We start from the raw sequence: 18,403 nt of genomic DNA on the forward strand, positions 1-18,403 counted from the left end.
TTTATTAATCAAAACCAGATAGAAGTGATCACCTCATTAATCGCCAAATCATGAACAAACCAAACTGGTATGAATTAGATGTTGTGGCACACGTCAGTTCCCCCGGACTGGTCTTTTATGAAGACCGAATCAGGCACAATATAGACTTGTTGATCAGTATGATTGATGATAAAAGCCGTTTGCGTCCACATGTTAAAACACATAAATCTGTGGAAGTGACAAAGCTATTACTGGAAGCTGGATTGCAGAAGTTTAAGTGTGCAACCATCGCGGAAGCAGAGATGCTTGGCAGTTGTGAAGCGCCCGATGTGTTGCTGGCTTATCAACCAGTAGGGCCGAATATCACACGCTTTATCGCCTTACAAGAACGATTTCCTAAAACCAGCTTCTCCTGCCTGGTTGATAACCCGGAGACGGCTACCAGCATGGCTAATCTTGCACGGGAACACAAAACCACGATAAGAGTCTATATTGATCTTAATGTAGGCATGAATCGCACAGGCATCCATCCTGACAAAGCATTTAGACTGTATGAATACATCACTGCACTGGAAGGATTGACGTTGCTGGGCTTCCATGCCTATGACGGTCATATTCATGACAGTGATTATGGCATCCGGCAACAGAAAGTTACGGAGATCATTCACGTACTCCATGATTTAAGTCGGCAGATCGAGCAACGGTACCATCAAAAACCAACCATCATTGCAGGTGGTACACCAAGTTTCCCTATTTATGCGGTAGCCACAGATTTTGAATGCAGTCCGGGCACCTTTGCCTTATGGGACAATGGTTACCAGCAGGCCTTCCAGGAACAACATTTCCTACCCGCGGCGGTGTTGGTTTCACGGGTCGTGTCTCTGCCAGATGAGCAGCTGATCTGTACCGACCTTGGGCATAAAGCCGTTTCAGCAGAGAATGAATTGTCACGCAGGGTAACCTTTCTCAATGCGCCAAACCTGGTTCCGGTAAGCCAAAGCGAGGAACACCTGGTGTTAAACGCCGGAGTCCAGCATGGCTATAAAGTTGGCGATGTTTTATATGGACTACCGCACCACGTTTGCCCGACGGTAGCCCTATACGACGACGTCTTGAGTGTCTCATCAGAAAGACCTCCGGAAGTGTGGAAGATCAGTTCAAGAAAAAGAAAAGAGACCATTTAAAACTATTTACAAGTTATGTTTAAGATAGATGCACACCTTGATCTAAGTATGAATGCCATGGAATGGAACCGAGACCTTCGGCTTCCGTTAAACTTGATCAATGAGCGGGAATATGGTCTAACCGATAAACCAGACCGTGGTAATGCTGTGGTTAGTTTTCCAGAGCTAAGAAAAGGAAATATCGGACTTGTAGTGGCCACACAAATCGCACGTTATGTAGCCCCTGATAATCCCTTACCTGGATGGCATTCTCCAGAACAAGCCTGGGCACAAACACAAGGACAGTTAGCCTGGTACAAGGCAATGGAAAAAGAAGGGGAGCTAGTGCAGGTAAAAGACCTGGAAGGTTTAGAAAAGCACCTGGTTTTATGGCAAAATGAATTACCTGTCAAAGAAAAACCCATCGGGTATATCCTTAGTCTGGAAGGAGCAGATTCTATTGTTGATGTAGGATACCTGGAAATTGCTTACGAAATGGGATTAAGGGCAGTGGGCCCGGCGCATTACGGACGCGGTAGGTATGCACAAGGTACCAACGCCACAGGAAAAATGGGGCCAGAGGGGCATGCACTGCTAAAAGAAATGGAGCGGTTAAATATCATACTCGATGCTACTCATTTGAGTGATGAAAGTTTTCGCGACGCTCTGGACCATTTTTATGGTGCAGTATGGGCGTCACATAACAACTGCCGGGCTTTAGTGAACCATAACCGCCAATTTACAGATGAGCAGATCAAGGAATTAATTAATAGGGGAGCTGTAATTGGCGCTGCTTTGGATGCCTGGATGATGGTGCCTAATTGGGAAAGAAAAGTTTCCACACCATTGGGCATGCAATGCAACCTGGAGGTGATGATTGATCACATCGACCATATCTGCCAGCTGGCCGGAAATGCAGACCACGTGGGCATAGGCTCAGATTTAGACGGTGGCTATGGAAAAGAGCAATGCCCCTATGATTTGGAGAGCATTGCCGACCTCGATAAAGTTCCCGCTTTGTTTGATAAGCGTGGCTACACCGAAGCCGATGTAGCCAAACTTATGCATGGTAACTGGCTTAGATTTTTAAGAAAGGTTTGGACATAAACTGGTAACCCGTGCATGTACCTAATAGTACAAAAGTATAGCCAAAATACGTCCTTTTGCAGATTTTTAACCTCCCAATAAAGCGTTGGTTTTTTTCGATACCAATTGTTAATTTTAATAGAAATATTAAAGTTAACACGATGAGAAAGTTAATCTTTGCCATCAACATTACGTTGGACGGCTGTTACGACCACACCAAATCTATTGCGAATGACGAAGTACACACCTACTTTATGCAGCTTTTAAAGGAAGTGGATTTACTTGTTTATGGACGTAAAACCTATGAGTTGATGGTGCCATTCTGGCCAGATTACGAAAAAGAACACGTAGGTGAAGACACGGCTATTAACGAATTTGCAAAAATATTTAATGCCATTAATAAGGTTGTCTTCTCGCAAACATTATCACAAACTGACGATAAAAACACCAGACTTGTTCATGGTCACCTTGAGGCTGAAATCCATAAATTAAAAAATGAACCGGGTAAAAACATACTACTTGGTGGTATAACGCTCTCCTCACAGTTGATAGCACTTAATATGATCGATGAATATTATGTCGTTATTCATCCTATCATCGCAGGAGAAGGCGAAAAATTGATCGGAGAGCTTAAGCTGCAAGAAAGGTTGCAATTAAACCTTATAGACACAGTAGTCCTTAAATCAGGATTTGTAGCACTCCATTATTCTAAATCCGAACACTAACCTATGCAGCAAAACTGCGGGTCATTCACCTTATTTAATAAATAAGTAAAGATTTTACTTACTTACAAAGTACAGGTAGGTAATAAGTGACACATATAAAAAAAGAATAATGAATGTATCCAAACTTAATAACCATAACTGCTTTTTCTTGGGCTTAAATAGAAGTCCTAGTCCAACCACGGCCGTCATGATGATCGTAACAAAAACGGTCAACAAATGCGATGATGATATATTCTTAAATAGAGAACCTTCACCGTAAAAAACATCATCAATTCCCAGGATACACATATTAAACATGTTGCTTCCCAGTAAATTTCCAACTGCCATATCTAATGCACCTATTTTTAAAGCAGCCAAAGAAACCACTAATTCAGGTAATGAGGTGGTTATGGCAATAAACAGCGTGCCGAAAAAAGTGTTACTTAAACCAGTGTATGAAGCAACCGCTTCACCAAAATAAGGAAGAAATATAGCAGCAACAATTACGATTACCGCATTAAAAGCATAATACCCCAGGGCTTTTTTCAATTCAGCAGCCCTGTAGCCACCATGCTGCCTTGGTGAGGGAGGTGATTCAATTAATGCTGCATGCTCAAAATTAAAAATCCCCCACATGGCGGTCAGGTATAAGGCAAAAAGTAAAAAAGTGAAACTACTCATCCATAAAACGGAAGGAATCACATCAGAAAGATAAATAGCCATACCTGCCACCATTAATAGAATGATTCCAAAAATGGCAGCAACAATATGACTGGATTTGACAATAGAGAATAGTGGCTTTTTAATAAGGGCATCAAGCACAGAAAGTATAAGTAAATTAAAAACACAACTCCCAAAAACGTCACCTGCAGCAAGATCGGGCGCTTTAACAATGGCCACCGAGCTAATGCCAGTGATCAGCTCGGGCAGCGAGGTTACGGAGGCCATTAATATAAGTCCTACCCAGGCTTTCCCCAATCCGGTAAGGTCGGCAATTTTGTCTCCCCAATAGCTAAGTTTTGTGCCACTATAAATGATCACCAACGCACTGATTATTAGCCCCGAAAAGTTTAAATAAACGTCTGGCATATTATTTCACATCTTTGGAAAATTGGGGGCAATTTAGCAGAGCTATGCTCATCCTTATTCTTTATGATCGAATAACGGGTTGCTGGAATCAAGATCAGGCTATTTTTTCGATATCCACATGACGCCGATCACTCTGGTGTGTTTTATGAAATTTTCACACCAGTCACTATTTCATTAAACTAATATTAGTCATGCCGCCGTCTGAAAGAATCTCGGTTCCAACGATAAATTCAGAGTACTGCCCCTTCGTTTTTGAATGTTTCGGCAATACCGAATCCAATACCACTATTGCCGCCTGTAACCACGGCTACTTTGTTTTTTAACTTTATACACCGTAAAGGCCTCCGGATACCGATATTTTCTCACCCGTAATCCAGGCCGCATCGTCGGAAGCAAGAAACACGGCAACCTTCGCAATGTCTTCCGGTTTACCTGTACGGCCAAGCGGTGTGGTGGAAACTAACTTCGCTTCAAAGTCACTTCCAATGAAGCCTGCAGTATGCGAACCTTCAGTTTCGACTACACCCGGTAAAATAGAGTTAATGCGAATGTTTTTGCCGCTGAATTCCTTTGATAAAGCAATGGTAACGGCATCTAACGCTGCTTTACTAGCAGAATAAACGGAGCCAGTAGGCAGGGGGGTATTGCTTGCCCCAGAGCTGATGTTAATGATATTCCCACCTTTATCACCAAACAGTTTTACAGCTTCACGAATAGCCAGGAGCGAGCCCATCACATTGATATTAAAATGCTGTTGGATGGTCGCTGGGGATACCAGTTCGATGGCTTCATATTTATAAATACCCGCATTGTTTACTAAAATGTCCAATGTTCCAAAGGCACTTTTTGTTTCTTCAAACAGCCTGAATAAGTCTGCCTCATTCGATACATCACCCTGAACCGCAATGGCAATACCACCTTTATCGATAATTTCTTTTACAACCTGATCTGCACCTTCTTTACTTGAAGCGTAATTCACTACAACCTTTGCACCGGCTGCCGCGAAATTTTTAGCTATTGAAGCACCTATTCCTTTTGAGGCACCTGTAACCACGGCTACTTTGTTTTCTAATTTCTTCATTATTATTAAATGTTATTTGATTACAAATCTAGTGTACCTTAATAACAAATTGTAACTTCGTAACTAAAAGTAACAGTAACCTAGAGGTAACGAAGTAACATATGGCGTGCAAAAAAGAAATAAATCTGGATCGTAGAGTAGAAATGAGAGCCATCCACGATGCGATGGACGTGCTAAGCGGTAAATGGAAAATCTATATTATTTCATCCGTTTGCCTTTATAACAAACGGCGGTTTTCAGACATTCTAAATGATGTCGAAGGGATTTCCAACAAGATGCTGAGCAAGGAATTAAAAGAACTGGAGGTAAATAAACTGATCGAACGAACGGTATTAGACACCCACCCGGTAACTGTACAGTATGGGCTTACCGAACATGGTAAAACTTTGCAAACCATTATTAACAACCTTACGGATTGGGGTTTGGCACATCGGAGAGAAATTATTGGAGAAAAAATGAGCACTTAATTGTTCCATTTTCTGTTCAGCCGAGCACGTATTTTTTTAACCATACCTTTCTTTATAGCTGACATGGTACAAATTCTGGTGAAACAAATCTGGTTTTTATTTACCAGTAATATAGACACGTTTTCCTGTAATCAGGATACTTTATGCTCCTCATTATAAGAGAATTTTGTATTATAAAATTCAGCATATATGAACAATACAGATCAGCAAAAAAAAGTATGGCTAATTACTGGCGCTTCAAAAGGGATGGGGTTAATACTCACAAAAATACTCCTGTCAGGCGGACATCAAGTAGTGGCCACCAGTCGTAACGTAGCGGCACTGGAAGACGAAATAACGTTAAACAAAGAAAACTTCTTTCCGCTGGCACTTGATATCACCTCTGATGCCGAGGTTCATACCGCCATAAACAAAGCGGTATCCCATTTCGGAAGGATAGATGTGGTGGTTAACAATGCCGGTTATTCTTTGGTTGGAAGCATGGAGGAAATGTCAGACGATGAATTTCGAAGCACAATAGATGTAAACTTATTTGGAACCATTAACATCATTAGAAACGTGATGCCATACCTGCGCAAGCAAGAGTCCGGGCACATCATCAATATCTCTTCAAATGCGGGATATGTTGGTTTTGCTAACGCATCCAGTTACAATGCGGCCAAATTTGCTATTGTCGGACTTACCGAAGCTTTGGCACAGGAAATTAAACCTTTTGGCATTAAAACTACTGTGGTAGCACCGGGACAATTTAGGACAGAATTCATGAACTCTCTCCAATATGTAAAAAACAGAATTGATGTGTACGGGATAGATGAGGCAGAAAAAACCTGGTCTGAATTAAGTGGGCAGCAGCCAGGTGACCCTGACAAATTAGCAAAGATATTAGTTCAGATTACGGAGATGGAGCAGCCGCCATTACATCTTTTACTAGGTCCAGACACCTATGAACTTGTGTTAAATAAGCGGAAGCAGGAAGATGCCGAATTTGAACAATGGCGTGAACTTACCTTATCCACAGATTTTGATTAGCTTTAAAAGTAAATTCTATTAACTCTTATCAGCATGAAACCATATGCTATCCAATCCATACGGGTGTTACATGAACTCCTGGAACTTCCTAAGCCAAAGCACCCACTCATCAGCGTAATCGATTATTCAAAGATCAAATGCTTCGATGATCAAAAGCTGGAGTCGGTGACCTATGGATTTTATTGCATCTCCTTAAAGAAGAATTTTAACGGTCGTATGCGATACGGTCAACAGCATTATGACTATGACGATGGCATCATGTCGTTCTTTGCGCCTAACCAGGTGGTCATTACAGAAATCCGTGATGATTGGGAACTGGAAGGCTTGTGGCTTGTGATCCATGCTGATTTCATACAGGGTTTTTCACTTGGAAAAGAGATCGGCCAATTCGGTTTCTTTTCCTATGCCGTTAATGAAGCTTTGCATTTATCAGAAGAGGAGGAGCAGATGATCACCGTTTTGATGAACGATATTGCCAAGGAGAGTGAAAAGACGACTGATACATTTTCGCATGATATCCTTATCAAACAGGTCGAACTGTTATTAAGCTACTGCAACAGGTTTTATCACCGGCAATTCCTGACGCGCAAACAAGCCGGTAATAAACTATTGACCTCATTTGAGCAGTTGTTAGACGAATATTTCAACCATGATGGGGCACAGGCTCAGCGGCTACCCAGTGTAGCGCAGTTGGCTAACAAACTCCATCTTTCGAGCAATTACCTAAGCGACATGCTGCGCAGCACAACTGGCCACAGTGCACAGCAACATATACAGCTTAAATTAATTAGTAAAGCTAAAACGCTATTGAGCTCAACGGATCTATCAATTAGTGAAATTGCCTATAAATTGGGCTTTGACTACCCACAGTCCTTTAGTAAATTATTTAAAAATAAGACACATATCACACCAAGGCAATTCCGGGCCAGGTTTAATTGATTGAGTTTGCTTAATTTCCCATTAAAACCATAAAGCCTTGCGCAGGTTTGGGCTGCGCTTTCAGGCAAGTCTGCAGTTACCAGCAACCTGACCAGAATCCAATTTAACCTATGATTTGTAGGGTAATTTCATAAATAATTTGAATATTTACAATTAATAATCAACAAGTTATGAAATCTAAACTAATTCTATCGTTTTTACTTTTAACTACTTGTGTCATGGCGTTTAGTCAAGAAAAGCAATCTGAGAAAGGCTTAATTAAGATTTCCGTGATGTACCCTTATGCTGAGGGGAAAACCTTCGATCTGGCCTACTACGAAACCAAGCACATGCCAATGGTAGCGGGTTATTTGGGTGATAATTTGGTAAGATACACCATTGAAAAAGGGCTGTCGAATGGTTTGCCTAATCAACCTTTACCCTTTATGGCAATCGGTACATTTTATGTGAAGCGCTTAAGTGATTACCAGTCCGCGGTAACACCTAACAGGGATGCCATCCGTGCCGATTTTAAAAACTACACCGATGTTATTCCTGTTATTCTGGTGAGTGAGGTTCTAAAATGATGATCTCTGTGATTTTGGTTACAAGTGTCCCTGATTAAGTTACTTTATCATAAACTTTTACGATGACTTTTGCTTACATCAAAATATCGTAATCACATGGAAAATAAAACTGAATCAACGACAAACACGCCACTTATTGCATTAGTAACCGGTGCCAACCAGGGTGTTGGCAATGAAATCGCCAAAGCACTTGCTGCTCATGGTTATATAGTATACCTGGGTTCCAGGAAACTGGAGAACGGAGAAAAGGCAGCCGCAGAAATCGGTGAAAATGCAAAAGCCATTCAACTGGATGTTACCGACCAAACAAGCATCAATGCTGCAGTAAAGCGTATTGAAAGTGAATACGGCAGGCTGGACCTGCTGGTGAATAATGCAGGAATATCTCATGGTGGAACAAGCCCTAAAAGCCCTGAAGAACTGATGAGCACCGGGCGGGCAGTTAATGTTTCGCTGGATGAGGTACGTACGGTTTGGGAAACCAATGTATTCGGAGTTATTGCGGTTACCCAGGCTGCATTACCTTTATTGCGTAAATCATCGGCCGCACGTATTGTCAATGTATCGAGCGGACTTGGTTCATTGACCTGGATCTCCGACCCGGAATGCTGGGCAAGAGAACACTTCGGCATAGTTTACGCGGCCTCTAAAACCGCCCTTAACGCCGTTACTTTGGCCTTTGCTTTAGAGTTGGAAAAAGAAAACATCAAGGTCAATGCCACCAGCCCGGGTTATACGAAAACTGCGCTGAACAATTTTCAGGGTACAGACAGCCTGGAAGTAGGTTCACGAGAACCAATAAGGGTTGCCCTGGAAACAGACGGTCCAACCGGCAGTTTTACCGGCCCTGAGGGACCGATGCCCTGGTAAGCCAGGTAACGGTTGCAATTAGCCGATTTCAACTTAATCATGACCGGTGGATGCAATGCTCCCCGGTCATATTTACTACCTTGCATGAACATAGCACATGAAAAACGACACTCCAAAAATCGAAAAACTGGAATCCATCAATGAGATTCACCGTATGCTGGGTATTCCGGGACCTGCTCATCCACTGATTTCACTGTTGGATACCAGGGAAGAAAGTATAAACTTAAGCCGGCTTCCGGTTAGCTATGTCACCACACTTTACAAAATCTCCTTTATTGCTAAACTAGGAGGGCAATTCAGGTACGGCCAGGGTTATTACGACTTCGATGAGGGAAGTATGGTATTCACCGCACCCAATCAAATTGTGGGCAGCACTGCCATTTATAAAGGAAATGAAGGTTATTCGTTAATCTTTCACCAGGATTTTCTTCAGGGTTATCCGCTTGCCGCAAAGATCAAGCAGTATGGGTTTTTCACCTACGCCTCGAATGAGGCATTACACCTTTCTGAGCGGGAGAGAAGCACTATTTCCGCTGTCTTCAGCATTATTCAGGAAGAATTAGCAAACCGGATTGACGATTTTAGCCATGAAGTGGTCATTGCTCAGATCGAATTGCTGCTGAGTTATGCCAAACGCTTTTACAAACGACAGTTCCTGACCCGGCAGGCCGCGACCAGTGATCTGCTCGAGAAACTGGAAGAACAACTGAATGCATATTTCCGCGAAGAAAAAGCCATCGATCAAGGCGTACCTACGGTACAATACCTGGCAGAAAAGTTAAACTATACACCAAACTATCTAAGTGATATGCTGAGATCGCTCACCGGGTTAAATGCCCAGCAACATATACACGAAAAACTTATTGAAAGGTCTAAAGAACTGCTTTCAACCACCAGGCTGACGGTTAGCGAGGTTGCTTACCAGTTAGGATTTGAGCATTCGCAATCTTTTAGCAGATTATTTAAAATAAAAACCAAGGTTTCACCTGTGCAGTTTAGGTCGTCGCTTAACATTTTATCATAGCTAAGATTGAACGAGGATTTCTTTTAGCGTTGACCATTTTTGTACATTCTTTAACCGCTATTTAATATACAAAATTAAGAATATCAGCGTTTTATGGATAGAATTTTTCTATTCATAGTGGTAAGGCTATGATTATAATTTGCAATTATACACCAGATAGCCATCAATTACCATGAGAAATTACACGCAAACAGGCACCACGATATACGGTATCGCTATTACCGGACTGGGATTAGTTCATTTTTTTTATCCGGGGTTCAGGCCTGTTTTTTTACCTATGCCACCACAAGAAAAATTTACAGTACTGCCATTGTTATTTGGCTTATTGCTGGTAAACATTGGAGTGGGAATCATTTTCATTAAAGAGAAAAAGATTATAGCCGAATTTCTAGGTATTATATTATTGAGTTTTCTACTCCTGGGTCATTTACCCAACCGGTTAACAAATCAACCGGAGATCCTTGCCTATTGGACGGATACCATTAAATTATTCGCCCTTATTGGCGGTGCATTTTTGATTGCCGGTACTACGGATAATCAGCAGGGTATACCCACACCTAAATTTGCCAAAATAATTGGCCCAATCGGGCTCTACATGTTTTGTATCATGCTCGTTTTATTTGGTACAGATCATTATTTGTACTTCGATTTTGTGAGGTCGCTGGTTCCAAAATGGATCCCTTTTACATCATTTTGGACCTATGGAACAGGTATAGCATTATTTGGTTCAGGTATACTTATTGCGATAAATGTTTGGAGAACACAGGTATCTTTGTTACTCGCCATTATGCTCTTACTATGGCTGGTTTTATTGCATCTCCCAGCCTGGTTTGCGGGGCCAGATAAAGATGCGGTCAACATTGTCAGTTCTTTAGAATGTTTTGCATTCAGTGGTATTGCTATGATTTGCTCACAATACAACGTGAGCAAAAAAACATGAAAAGGATTGAGCGTATCGATGTTGTCTGGGGTACGGAAGGAATGTGATCTGACCGCTTGGCATTAACGCTGTAGATAAGTGCTGCCCCGAATAGCACCTACAGCAAAAGTTGTATTTAGGCTTTGCATTTCCTCAGTTGTAATCACAATGTTCATTGCTTCGATATTCTCGGGTAGGCGAGACCTCCGGCTCATGCTCACCAAAGGCATAATCTGCTCTCCCTGAGCGTTTACCCAGGCGATGGCCAGCTGTGTAGGTGTACAGCCCTTATCACGGGCCAGTTGTTTTAACACTTCTACTTTTTCCAGGTTATGTACCAGGTTTTCACCGTTAAAACGGGAGAAATGTATACGATAATCATTTTCGGGAAGCGGCGCTTTCATATCACCCGTGAGCAATCCTTCTGCGGTGTTGGCGAAAGCCACTACGGCAATGCCTAGCTCCTTTGCGGCAGGCAACACGTCGTGTTCTATCTCCCGATCTGCCAAGGAATATCCGAACTCTAAAGCAGCTATTGGATGGACACTGTTCGCTTTGCGAAGCTGGGCGGCAGTTATTTCCGATACACCAATGTTACGCACTTTACCTTCTTTAATAAGATCGGCAACTGTACCGATGATGTCTTCCACAGGTACACTGTTATCCATCCTGCTGGGCTGGTAGAGGTCAATTGTTTCAATCCCCAGACGGGTAAGGGAATAATTAATAAAATTCTTGATCGCGATGGGCCGCAGGTCCATTCCAAGCCACTGGCCATTGTGAAAGATAGCCCCAAACTTTACACTGATGAAGGCATCGTCACGCCTTCCTTTAATGGCTCTACCAATGAGCAACTCATTGTGCCCGGCGCCATAAAAATCGCCTGTGTTCAAAAAATTGATGCCACGATCTAATGCTTCCTGAATTGTCGCAATGCTTTCCGCTTCATCTGGAGTTGGTCCGCCCCAGATAGACGACATGCGCATACAGCCTAAACCTAGCTTAGAAACATAGGGGCCATTCTGGCCCAATTGAATTTTTTTGATGTCTTCCATATTATGATCGTGGATCGAATTATTACCCTAATCAAAAACAGCGAATGATACACAATAGTTTGATGCTTTAACCTGTAACTCGTAGATTTATAGGGTGTTTACCATAATATTAATGCACCCAGCACTTCACAAATTTCACAAAACAAAAAATGTATGAATTCAAACGCAACATTACCGGAAAAAGAGAAATATGATGATAAATATCTTGTGAGCCTGTTGCCGGGTTTCACTAATCATTATGAAGAGGTAGAAGGAACCAAACTACACTATGTAGAAGGTGGTAAAGGTTCAACATTGATACTACTGCCTGGCTGGCCAGAGACATGGTGGAGCTTTCACAAAATCATGCCCATGGTAGCAGCTCACCACCGTGTAATCGCGTTGGACTATAGAGGGATGGGGTCTTCAGACAAACCCATGGAAGGATATAGTAAGAAGAATATTGCAGGAGACATTGCTTCACTAATTAAAAAATTGGGACTTCCTAAAGTAAGTATTGCTGGCCATGACATCGGGGCAGGCATAGCAATAAGTTTTGCGGGCCACTTTCCCGGGTTAACCGACAAACTAATTGTTTTGGAGTCGCCACATCCTGGAGAGCCGCTTTATAAAATCCCGATGTTGCCAGTAGGTGCCCCCATTCATCCTTGGTGGATCGCCTTTAACCAGGTAAAGGAGTTGCCAGAACTCTTGTTGGAAGGACGCTTTCATATGGTTCAAAGTTGGGTTTTTGATAAATTGCTTGCTGACAAATCAAGTATAAATGATTTTGACAGAAAGGTTTATGCACTGGCTTATGAAAATAAAGACGCGATCAGAGGCGCTAACGGATGGTATCAGGCGTTTACAGAAGATATTAGAGACTTACCCAAAATGCCGGTGATATTGGCACCAAGTTTAGCGATTGGAAGTAGCACCGCATTTGCTTTGCTCAAAACATCCTTACCAGATTATATCAAAAACCTAGAATTAAAAGAGATCAAGGGGTGTGGCCACTTTATTCAGGAAGAGCAACCTGAAAGGGTTGGAAATGCAATACTGGAATTTTTGAAATCCACATAATTTTCACCTATTACTCATCAAATAAACTCCATAGCATCTCATATCACCGGTTATATAAAAAATAGTAATGGCGAAAACAGTGTTAATTACAGGAGCTTCATCAGGTATTGGGAAATCAACCGCTATATACCTGGCACAATGCGGTTATAATGTTTACGGAGCAGCACGCAGGATCGAAAAAATGGAAGAGCTGAAAACCTATGGCATTATAACGCTTCCTATAGACGTCACAAAAGACGAAAGTATGAAGGCATGTGTTGAGCAAATATTCGAGGAAGCCGGGCGCATTGACATATTAATTAATAATGCAGGTTTCGGTTTGTATGGTTCAATTGAAGATGTGAGCATGGAAGAAGCAAAATACCAGCTGGAAGTAAACGTTTTCGGAGCAATGCGATTAACACAATTGGTGCTCGCCAAAATGCGTGAAAACAGATATGGCAAAATTGTAAACATTTCCTCAATTGCCGGTAAAGTGGTTATGCCATTTGGCGGCTGGTACCACGCGAGTAAATTTGCCATTGAAGCATTGAGCGATGCCATGAGGGTAGAGGTTAAGCAATTTGGTATTGATGTTATTGTAATTGAGCCTGGGGGCATAAAATCAGAATGGGGGGATATTGCAGCAGAAAGTTTAATGCGTACCTCTGGCAAAACAGCCTATGGAAAACTGGCTGCCGCTTTTAAAAAGATTTTTACGCTCATGGCAGAAAATGACCCTGAACCCATTGTGATCGCAAAATTGATTAAAAAAGCCATTGAAGCAGCGCACCCTAAAACACGATACGTCGGTGGCTACATGGCGAAACCGGTGTTGTTATTAAGGAAAATTTTGTCTGATAAAATGTTAGATAAGCTCATGTTGAAGCAGGCGTTAAAAAAATAAAGTGATGCTCTTTGTGCTCATATAACACTATGGTGAAAACAATATCCTGTTCCATATATTTGCTCGGGTAGAATTAAGCTTATAAAGCTGTTTTGTGTGCCTATGGAAAGCAATTTAAAAAAGGAACTTGATTGTGATATACTAATCTGCGGGGCGGGTCTTGCAGGACTTAGCCTAACTTATAGGGCATTGAAAGCTAATAAATGGCGTGATGCCAAAATAATAATCCTGGACAATTCTGGAAAGAGACAAAACGATAAGACTTGGTCTTTTTGGAAAACTGGGGAAGTTCCATTCGAAGAATTAATTTATAAGACCTGGCATAACCTATCTGTTTTTTCAAATTCGGGAGAAAAAATCAGCCTAAAAAGTGGTGGTTATTCTTACAACTCCATCAATAGCCTCGACTTCTATCAGTATGTATTAGCATTTCTTGAAACACAAACCAATGTTCAATTTCTTCATGAAGAAGTATTATCCATTGACAGCACTGAGCAATCTTGCATTGCACGAACGAGTACCTCAACCATCAGGGCCAGTTATATCTTTAACTCCGTATATCAACAACCTGAACTTAATAAACACACCCAATACTTCCTGCAGCATTTCAAAGGCGTTGTAATCAAGTCAGCAGAAATTTCTATGAACACGGATGAAGCATTTCTAATGGACTTCAGGACCGGGCAGGATCATGGTACAACTTTTTTCTATTCACTTCCGATAAGCGCTGACAAGCTTTTCGTAGAATACACCTTATTTTCAAAATCGTTGCTGAACCAGGAAGATTATGATGTTGCCATTCAACAGTACATTAAAAATGTGCTAAAACTCTCTGAATATGAGGTTCTCCATACTGAATTTGGTGTAATTCCCATGACCGATTATCAGTTTAAAAGGACTAAGAATCGAATTACAAATATAGGTACGATTGGAGGAGATACGCGTGGCGCAACCGGCTATACTTTTACTAATGTTCAAAAAACAATCACAAAAATATTGGAGGCGTGGCCTCCGGAAAAAAATAACTTGCTAAAAGAACATATTAGTAAAAAGCACAAAATGTATGATGCAATTTTGTTAAATGTCTTAGATGATAAACAATATCCTGGACATAAGCTCTTTTGCGACCTTTTCAAAAATACCGAGGCTAACCATATATTTAAGTTCCTGGATGCTGAAACGAGTATTATTGAAGATAGACACGTGATTTTTAGTCTGGATCCATTTCCGTTTCTTAAAGCCTTGAACACAGTGCTCAGGAATAAAATCTGACAATATTATTCATTTCCTTCTCCAAAACAGGTCATACCCATACAGCCCAGGCCTATAACTTTAGTATGTCAAAGTTCAAAAGGACACTTACCAGGCTGTATGCGAAGGCACCTTTACAACCATTCGGCGGCAAATCGGTTAAATTCATGCCTTAGCGCATTGATCGACTTTTCCAACTCAAGGTACTTATCATACAAAATAGGCTCCTCCATGTCAGCGCTGTCCGAAATATAATCACCTGATTGCTCTAGTTGTTCCTTAATTATACTAAGATGCCTACGAATGTCATGGCGCAGTTCATTGATATTATCCCTCTGGATAATTATCTGGTCCTGGAAGTACTCCATCTTCATATTTGCTTCTTTATTATAATTGGCTTTTGCAACCTCGTCGAGGCGCCCTTGTAGAATGCGAAGTTCTTCCTGGTAAAAATCCAGCCCACGTATGGCCTCCTCATTCAAACTGTGGATATGTTTCAGATTTATCTTTTTCATAATTACAATTTATGAAATGAGTTTTATAAAAGGCGTGACGAAGATCACGTGTGAAAAGTATTTAGGGCAGAAAGTTCAATGCACCGGGTTCTTTCTAATCACCATCATATAGCTGTTCCACTTCCACCAACTACTTTAATACCATCGGAAAATCTTTTCCAGAACCGGATATAACGATAGGTAGCTTCAAAAGGTACGTCATTAAATTTTCCGCTTAATTTGATTTTTAAGGTAATTACTGCCAGGTCATCAATGATGTTTAGGTTCTCCACCTGTGGCAGCAAGTCTTTGATCTTTAGTGCGCCGTTACGATAGGTATTTAAATCAATTTCTTTGGTGATTACCTCGCCAGAAGGGATAACAAACAATAAATCCTTATGCAATAATTCATCAAGTGCTCCGAGGTCACTATATTTAATGGCGTTGCAGAGTTTACTTTCCTGTTGAAGGATATCGTGTTCTGTTATAATCGTTTCCATACTTTCTGCCATCTAATAGATATTCTTTGAAATTGCTATTTTGGTTAGCTTAGCTAAGCTAATTTATATTAATGGCTAATCTACATAACTTCCAAAGTTTTGTGAATCCATGCAGTTTTTGGCAATTTCCTAAAAACAAAAACTTTGTTAATTGTGCATTAACAGGGTTTTATACGTTTTGATGTTGTTTCTTGTGATCCCGCTGGGATTCGAACCCAGGACCACTACATTAAAAGTGTAATGCTCTACCAGCTGAGCTACGGAATCTCCTTCAAGCCTTTTTCACTAACAGCTCGGTCATACTTTTTTTGAGCCAACATTGTAAAAAATGCAGTTGAAAGCAAAAAAGGTAAAATAATTTTTAGTTCTTGAAGGATTTATTTAGTTAGTACCATGTTCATTTTGGGTGGTATATTAAGCTGAAACTGTACGACGAGCTATGGTAATCTTTGACTATAGTAAAGCAAGAGTATTTTGCAGTATTTGTCTATAATAGATTATTTTTCATTTTGTTATAAAACCTGTCGAACCTTGGCTGACGACATGTGCACGAAGAAATAGTATCAGTCTATTAAGCCCGGGCTGCCTGCATGTTAATTTGCTGACCCATCACCAATGGATAAGCACTGACCTCACTGCCGTCTAAGTCGATGCTATGCATATCAACACCCGTAATTTGGCTATTTTCGTACGTTTTATAGTAGTATATTCCGTTTGTAGTGTTGCAACACGATGAATAAATTGTTATCTCATACTTATCTCCAAGCCTAACGCAGCCTCTTTGCTGGTCAACTGATCCAAGGATGTGAAAGAACTGGCTGAGGGATTCGGATTCGGAATCGCCTGCCACGGAATTCATTTTCGTAAATACGACCTTCGCGAAACGCGACTTTGATGACAAATCTCCCGGCAAACCAATTGCACCCATACCCCGGCTATAAGTGTCGAGTTTCAGATCGGGAGAAAAGTTATTTGTAGGGGCGTCACGTGATAAGCTCATGTAGTCATTAAGGCTGAATAACTGTATGTCGAAAGTTGGATTATTGGTGAGTACGCCCACCGGATTATCATACACCTTCAGCCCTTCTTTAACCGATTCTACCGTTATAGATTCGTTTTTATCGGCGATAATCCAGTGCAGTGGCGAGGGCGGAAAATCTTCACTAAATTTAATATTGGTAACATTGAGAGACTTAAGGCACTCCCGCACTTGTACTATCGTTTCGAATTGTCCGAGTATATATGGAATGAACTCAAAAGAGGCCACATTTGTTTTATCACTGGCTTCAGGTTTATAGTCGGCGTTATCCGGGAAATTGAGCCCTGCCATACTAAGCTCTTTTTCGTTGGTGGCATCGAAATAAAGCGGATAACCTCCGTCTATTACTGCCATACCAATCATTGCAAAGTGGCTTGCTGATTCCGGTAACGAACGGTACCTGAAAGGATAATTTCTGGGAGTAATTGCAACCGTCTGGTTATATGAATATTCCAAATCCAAATTTCGACCAAAATAATGGTCCTTTCCTTTATACGTTGTTGCTGTGCACATACTTTACCTCCAATTTTCTTTACTGCGTGATACTTGGAAAGGTGAAACTGAAAATAGGCACAATCAGCTACGAATTTCCAAAATTGAATTTGGTAATATGTACAAATTCTGTGCCGTGTTTGGGGATTCAATCCTCATTGTTGTGAGTTTATTTCCGCGGATGAATTGACGATGCGGGTGTATCACAAGATCCCAATTCCGGCTAATGCTAGTTTGGGTAGAAAAGACCTGCCCACGAAGGGGAAATCATGTAACGAACTTCAGGAAAAAGCCTTTAGATTCCAATTTATGTTTGTGATGGCCTGAAGGGGCCAGATTATTCTCTTCAAGGATATGTTAACCCCGGCCGCATCTTTACTGACACCAGTTAAATCGAAATAATCCAGAATCCTTCTGGTAGCACTAAGCTTATTAAAGGGGTAGAAGCCTCGTTCAAAATAGCAAACATAAATTCTCCTACAAAAGAAAGAAATTTTTAATTCCCCCCCAAGAATTCCGCTTGATCCGATTCATGTGAATTTTGGCAATTCCCTAAAAGCAAAAACCCTGCTAATCTTTTGATTGCAGGGTTTTAAACATTTTGCGGTTCTTGTGCGGTGTTGGCCGTGCTAGCACTGCGAGCCATGTGGGCTCTGCTGACAGTGTGTACGGGGTTCGCGGTTCCTCTGTGGTATGCAGGGAATGCAC

The 18,403-nt window shown here is 41.3% G+C and carries 19 protein-coding genes and 1 tRNA gene; 13 read left to right on the forward strand and 7 right to left on the reverse strand.

Features of this window, described 5'->3' with window-relative positions; all coding sequences use genetic code 11:
- Positions 1-50: 50 nt before the first annotated feature.
- The 3 genes from ACR2F3_RS13825 (at position 51) to ACR2F3_RS13835 (ending at position 2,953) form a co-directional block, all read left to right on the forward strand.
- Positions 51-1,163, forward strand: a complete 1,113-nt coding sequence (locus tag ACR2F3_RS13825; protein ID WP_432710567.1) for a D-TA family PLP-dependent enzyme — start codon at positions 51-53, stop codon at positions 1,161-1,163.
- Between the two features lie 15 nt (positions 1,164-1,178).
- Complete coding sequence (locus tag ACR2F3_RS13830; protein WP_432710568.1) at positions 1,179-2,249, forward strand: dipeptidase; 1,071 nt, start codon at positions 1,179-1,181, stop codon at positions 2,247-2,249.
- A gap of 140 nt (positions 2,250-2,389) precedes the next feature.
- Positions 2,390-2,953: a dihydrofolate reductase family protein gene (locus ACR2F3_RS13835; protein ID WP_432710569.1), complete on the forward strand. Its 564-nt coding sequence runs from the start codon at positions 2,390-2,392 to the stop codon at positions 2,951-2,953.
- 54 nt (positions 2,954-3,007) lie between these two features.
- Here ACR2F3_RS13835 and ACR2F3_RS13840 read toward each other — a convergent pair whose 3' ends face one another.
- Together ACR2F3_RS13840 and ACR2F3_RS13845 are read right to left on the reverse strand one after the other, a co-directional pair.
- Positions 3,008-4,021: a sodium:calcium antiporter gene (locus ACR2F3_RS13840; protein ID WP_432710570.1), complete on the reverse strand. Its 1,014-nt coding sequence runs from the start codon at positions 4,019-4,021 to the stop codon at positions 3,008-3,010.
- Positions 4,022-4,346: 325 nt separating this feature from the next.
- Complete coding sequence (locus ACR2F3_RS13845; RefSeq protein ID WP_432710571.1) at positions 4,347-5,102, reverse strand: SDR family NAD(P)-dependent oxidoreductase; 756 nt, start codon at positions 5,100-5,102, stop codon at positions 4,347-4,349.
- A 101-nt stretch (positions 5,103-5,203) separates the two neighbouring features.
- Between ACR2F3_RS13845 and ACR2F3_RS13850 the strand changes: the two genes are divergently transcribed.
- The 7 genes from ACR2F3_RS13850 to ACR2F3_RS13880 all read left to right on the forward strand — a co-directional run bounded on the left by ACR2F3_RS13850 (position 5,204) and on the right by ACR2F3_RS13880 (position 10,937).
- A complete protein-coding gene (locus tag ACR2F3_RS13850; RefSeq protein WP_432710572.1) occupies positions 5,204-5,569 on the forward strand; it encodes a winged helix-turn-helix transcriptional regulator in 366 nt (121 codons plus the stop codon).
- Positions 5,570-5,758: 189 nt separating this feature from the next.
- On the forward strand, positions 5,759-6,598 hold the full coding sequence (locus ACR2F3_RS13855; protein WP_432710573.1) for an oxidoreductase: 840 nt from the start codon (positions 5,759-5,761) through the stop codon (positions 6,596-6,598).
- A gap of 33 nt (positions 6,599-6,631) precedes the next feature.
- Positions 6,632-7,537, forward strand: a complete 906-nt coding sequence (locus ACR2F3_RS13860; RefSeq protein ID WP_432710574.1) for a helix-turn-helix domain-containing protein — start codon at positions 6,632-6,634, stop codon at positions 7,535-7,537.
- A 218-nt stretch (positions 7,538-7,755) separates the two neighbouring features.
- Positions 7,756-8,103, forward strand: a complete 348-nt coding sequence (locus ACR2F3_RS13865) for an EthD family reductase (RefSeq protein ID WP_432710575.1) — start codon at positions 7,756-7,758, stop codon at positions 8,101-8,103.
- A 96-nt stretch (positions 8,104-8,199) separates the two neighbouring features.
- Positions 8,200-8,973 carry an SDR family oxidoreductase gene (locus ACR2F3_RS13870; protein ID WP_432710576.1) on the forward strand — a complete coding sequence of 258 codons (774 nt, stop codon included), beginning with the start codon at positions 8,200-8,202 and terminating at the stop codon, positions 8,971-8,973.
- Positions 8,974-9,070: 97 nt separating this feature from the next.
- A complete protein-coding gene (locus ACR2F3_RS13875) occupies positions 9,071-9,997 on the forward strand; it encodes a helix-turn-helix domain-containing protein (RefSeq protein WP_432710577.1) in 927 nt (308 codons plus the stop codon).
- Positions 9,998-10,169: 172 nt separating this feature from the next.
- Positions 10,170-10,937, forward strand: coding sequence for a hypothetical protein (locus ACR2F3_RS13880; protein WP_432710578.1), 768 nt, complete (start codon positions 10,170-10,172; stop codon positions 10,935-10,937).
- Positions 10,938-10,999: 62 nt separating this feature from the next.
- Here the strand turns inward: ACR2F3_RS13880 and ACR2F3_RS13885 are convergent, their stop codons facing one another.
- Positions 11,000-11,971, reverse strand: coding sequence for an aldo/keto reductase (locus ACR2F3_RS13885; RefSeq protein ID WP_432710579.1), 972 nt, complete (start codon positions 11,969-11,971; stop codon positions 11,000-11,002).
- A 153-nt stretch (positions 11,972-12,124) separates the two neighbouring features.
- Between ACR2F3_RS13885 and ACR2F3_RS13890 the strand changes: the two genes are divergently transcribed.
- The 3 genes from ACR2F3_RS13890 to ACR2F3_RS13900 all read left to right on the forward strand — a co-directional run bounded on the left by ACR2F3_RS13890 (position 12,125) and on the right by ACR2F3_RS13900 (position 15,191).
- Positions 12,125-13,033 (forward strand): alpha/beta fold hydrolase, encoded by a 909-nt coding sequence (locus ACR2F3_RS13890; protein WP_432710580.1) that lies wholly within the window; start codon positions 12,125-12,127, stop codon positions 13,031-13,033.
- Between the two features lie 67 nt (positions 13,034-13,100).
- Positions 13,101-13,919 (forward strand): oxidoreductase, encoded by an 819-nt coding sequence (locus ACR2F3_RS13895; protein ID WP_432710581.1) that lies wholly within the window; start codon positions 13,101-13,103, stop codon positions 13,917-13,919.
- Positions 13,920-14,021: 102 nt separating this feature from the next.
- Complete coding sequence (locus tag ACR2F3_RS13900) at positions 14,022-15,191, forward strand: lycopene cyclase family protein (RefSeq protein ID WP_432710582.1); 1,170 nt, start codon at positions 14,022-14,024, stop codon at positions 15,189-15,191.
- Between the two features lie 113 nt (positions 15,192-15,304).
- Here the strand turns inward: ACR2F3_RS13900 and ACR2F3_RS13905 are convergent, their stop codons facing one another.
- From ACR2F3_RS13905 to bsh, 4 genes are all read right to left on the reverse strand, one after another.
- Positions 15,305-15,685, reverse strand: a complete 381-nt coding sequence (locus ACR2F3_RS13905; protein ID WP_432710583.1) for a hypothetical protein — start codon at positions 15,683-15,685, stop codon at positions 15,305-15,307.
- A gap of 104 nt (positions 15,686-15,789) precedes the next feature.
- Positions 15,790-16,164, reverse strand: a complete 375-nt coding sequence (locus tag ACR2F3_RS13910) for a nuclear transport factor 2 family protein (RefSeq protein WP_432710584.1) — start codon at positions 16,162-16,164, stop codon at positions 15,790-15,792.
- Positions 16,165-16,358: 194 nt separating this feature from the next.
- Positions 16,359-16,431 (reverse strand) — tRNA-Lys (locus ACR2F3_RS13915).
- A gap of 304 nt (positions 16,432-16,735) precedes the next feature.
- On the reverse strand, positions 16,736-17,716 hold the full coding sequence (bsh, locus tag ACR2F3_RS13920; RefSeq protein ID WP_432710585.1) for a choloylglycine hydrolase: 981 nt from the start codon (positions 17,714-17,716) through the stop codon (positions 16,736-16,738).
- Positions 17,717-18,403: the final 687 nt, after the last annotated feature.

It is taken from the genome of Pedobacter sp., assembly GCF_045627485.1.
GTDB lineage: Bacteria > Bacteroidota > Bacteroidia > Sphingobacteriales > Sphingobacteriaceae > Pedobacter.

What these genes read in the sequence shown, in the direction of transcription:
- ACR2F3_RS13825 (WP_432710567.1), top strand. Translation starts at nt 51, where the DNA reads ATGAACAAACCAAACTGGTATGAATTAGATGTTGTGGCACACGTCAGT.
- ACR2F3_RS13830 (WP_432710568.1), top strand. Translation starts at nt 1,179, where the DNA reads ATGTTTAAGATAGATGCACACCTTGATCTAAGTATGAATGCCATGGAA.
- ACR2F3_RS13835 (WP_432710569.1), top strand. Translation starts at nt 2,390, where the DNA reads ATGAGAAAGTTAATCTTTGCCATCAACATTACGTTGGACGGCTGTTAC.
- ACR2F3_RS13840 (WP_432710570.1), bottom strand. Translation starts at nt 4,021, where the DNA reads ATGCCAGACGTTTATTTAAACTTTTCGGGGCTAATAATCAGTGCGTTG.
- ACR2F3_RS13845 (WP_432710571.1), bottom strand. Translation starts at nt 5,102, where the DNA reads ATGAAGAAATTAGAAAACAAAGTAGCCGTGGTTACAGGTGCCTCAAAA.
- ACR2F3_RS13850 (WP_432710572.1), top strand. Translation starts at nt 5,204, where the DNA reads ATGGCGTGCAAAAAAGAAATAAATCTGGATCGTAGAGTAGAAATGAGA.
- ACR2F3_RS13855 (WP_432710573.1), top strand. Translation starts at nt 5,759, where the DNA reads ATGAACAATACAGATCAGCAAAAAAAAGTATGGCTAATTACTGGCGCT.
- ACR2F3_RS13860 (WP_432710574.1), top strand. Translation starts at nt 6,632, where the DNA reads ATGAAACCATATGCTATCCAATCCATACGGGTGTTACATGAACTCCTG.
- ACR2F3_RS13865 (WP_432710575.1), top strand. Translation starts at nt 7,756, where the DNA reads ATGGCGTTTAGTCAAGAAAAGCAATCTGAGAAAGGCTTAATTAAGATT.
- ACR2F3_RS13870 (WP_432710576.1), top strand. Translation starts at nt 8,200, where the DNA reads ATGGAAAATAAAACTGAATCAACGACAAACACGCCACTTATTGCATTA.
- ACR2F3_RS13875 (WP_432710577.1), top strand. Translation starts at nt 9,071, where the DNA reads ATGAAAAACGACACTCCAAAAATCGAAAAACTGGAATCCATCAATGAG.
- ACR2F3_RS13880 (WP_432710578.1), top strand. Translation starts at nt 10,170, where the DNA reads ATGAGAAATTACACGCAAACAGGCACCACGATATACGGTATCGCTATT.
- ACR2F3_RS13885 (WP_432710579.1), bottom strand. Translation starts at nt 11,971, where the DNA reads ATGGAAGACATCAAAAAAATTCAATTGGGCCAGAATGGCCCCTATGTT.
- ACR2F3_RS13890 (WP_432710580.1), top strand. Translation starts at nt 12,125, where the DNA reads ATGAATTCAAACGCAACATTACCGGAAAAAGAGAAATATGATGATAAA.
- ACR2F3_RS13895 (WP_432710581.1), top strand. Translation starts at nt 13,101, where the DNA reads ATGGCGAAAACAGTGTTAATTACAGGAGCTTCATCAGGTATTGGGAAA.
- ACR2F3_RS13900 (WP_432710582.1), top strand. Translation starts at nt 14,022, where the DNA reads ATGGAAAGCAATTTAAAAAAGGAACTTGATTGTGATATACTAATCTGC.
- ACR2F3_RS13905 (WP_432710583.1), bottom strand. Translation starts at nt 15,685, where the DNA reads ATGAAAAAGATAAATCTGAAACATATCCACAGTTTGAATGAGGAGGCC.
- ACR2F3_RS13910 (WP_432710584.1), bottom strand. Translation starts at nt 16,164, where the DNA reads ATGGAAACGATTATAACAGAACACGATATCCTTCAACAGGAAAGTAAA.
- bsh (WP_432710585.1), bottom strand. Translation starts at nt 17,716, where the DNA reads ATGTGCACAGCAACAACGTATAAAGGAAAGGACCATTATTTTGGTCGA.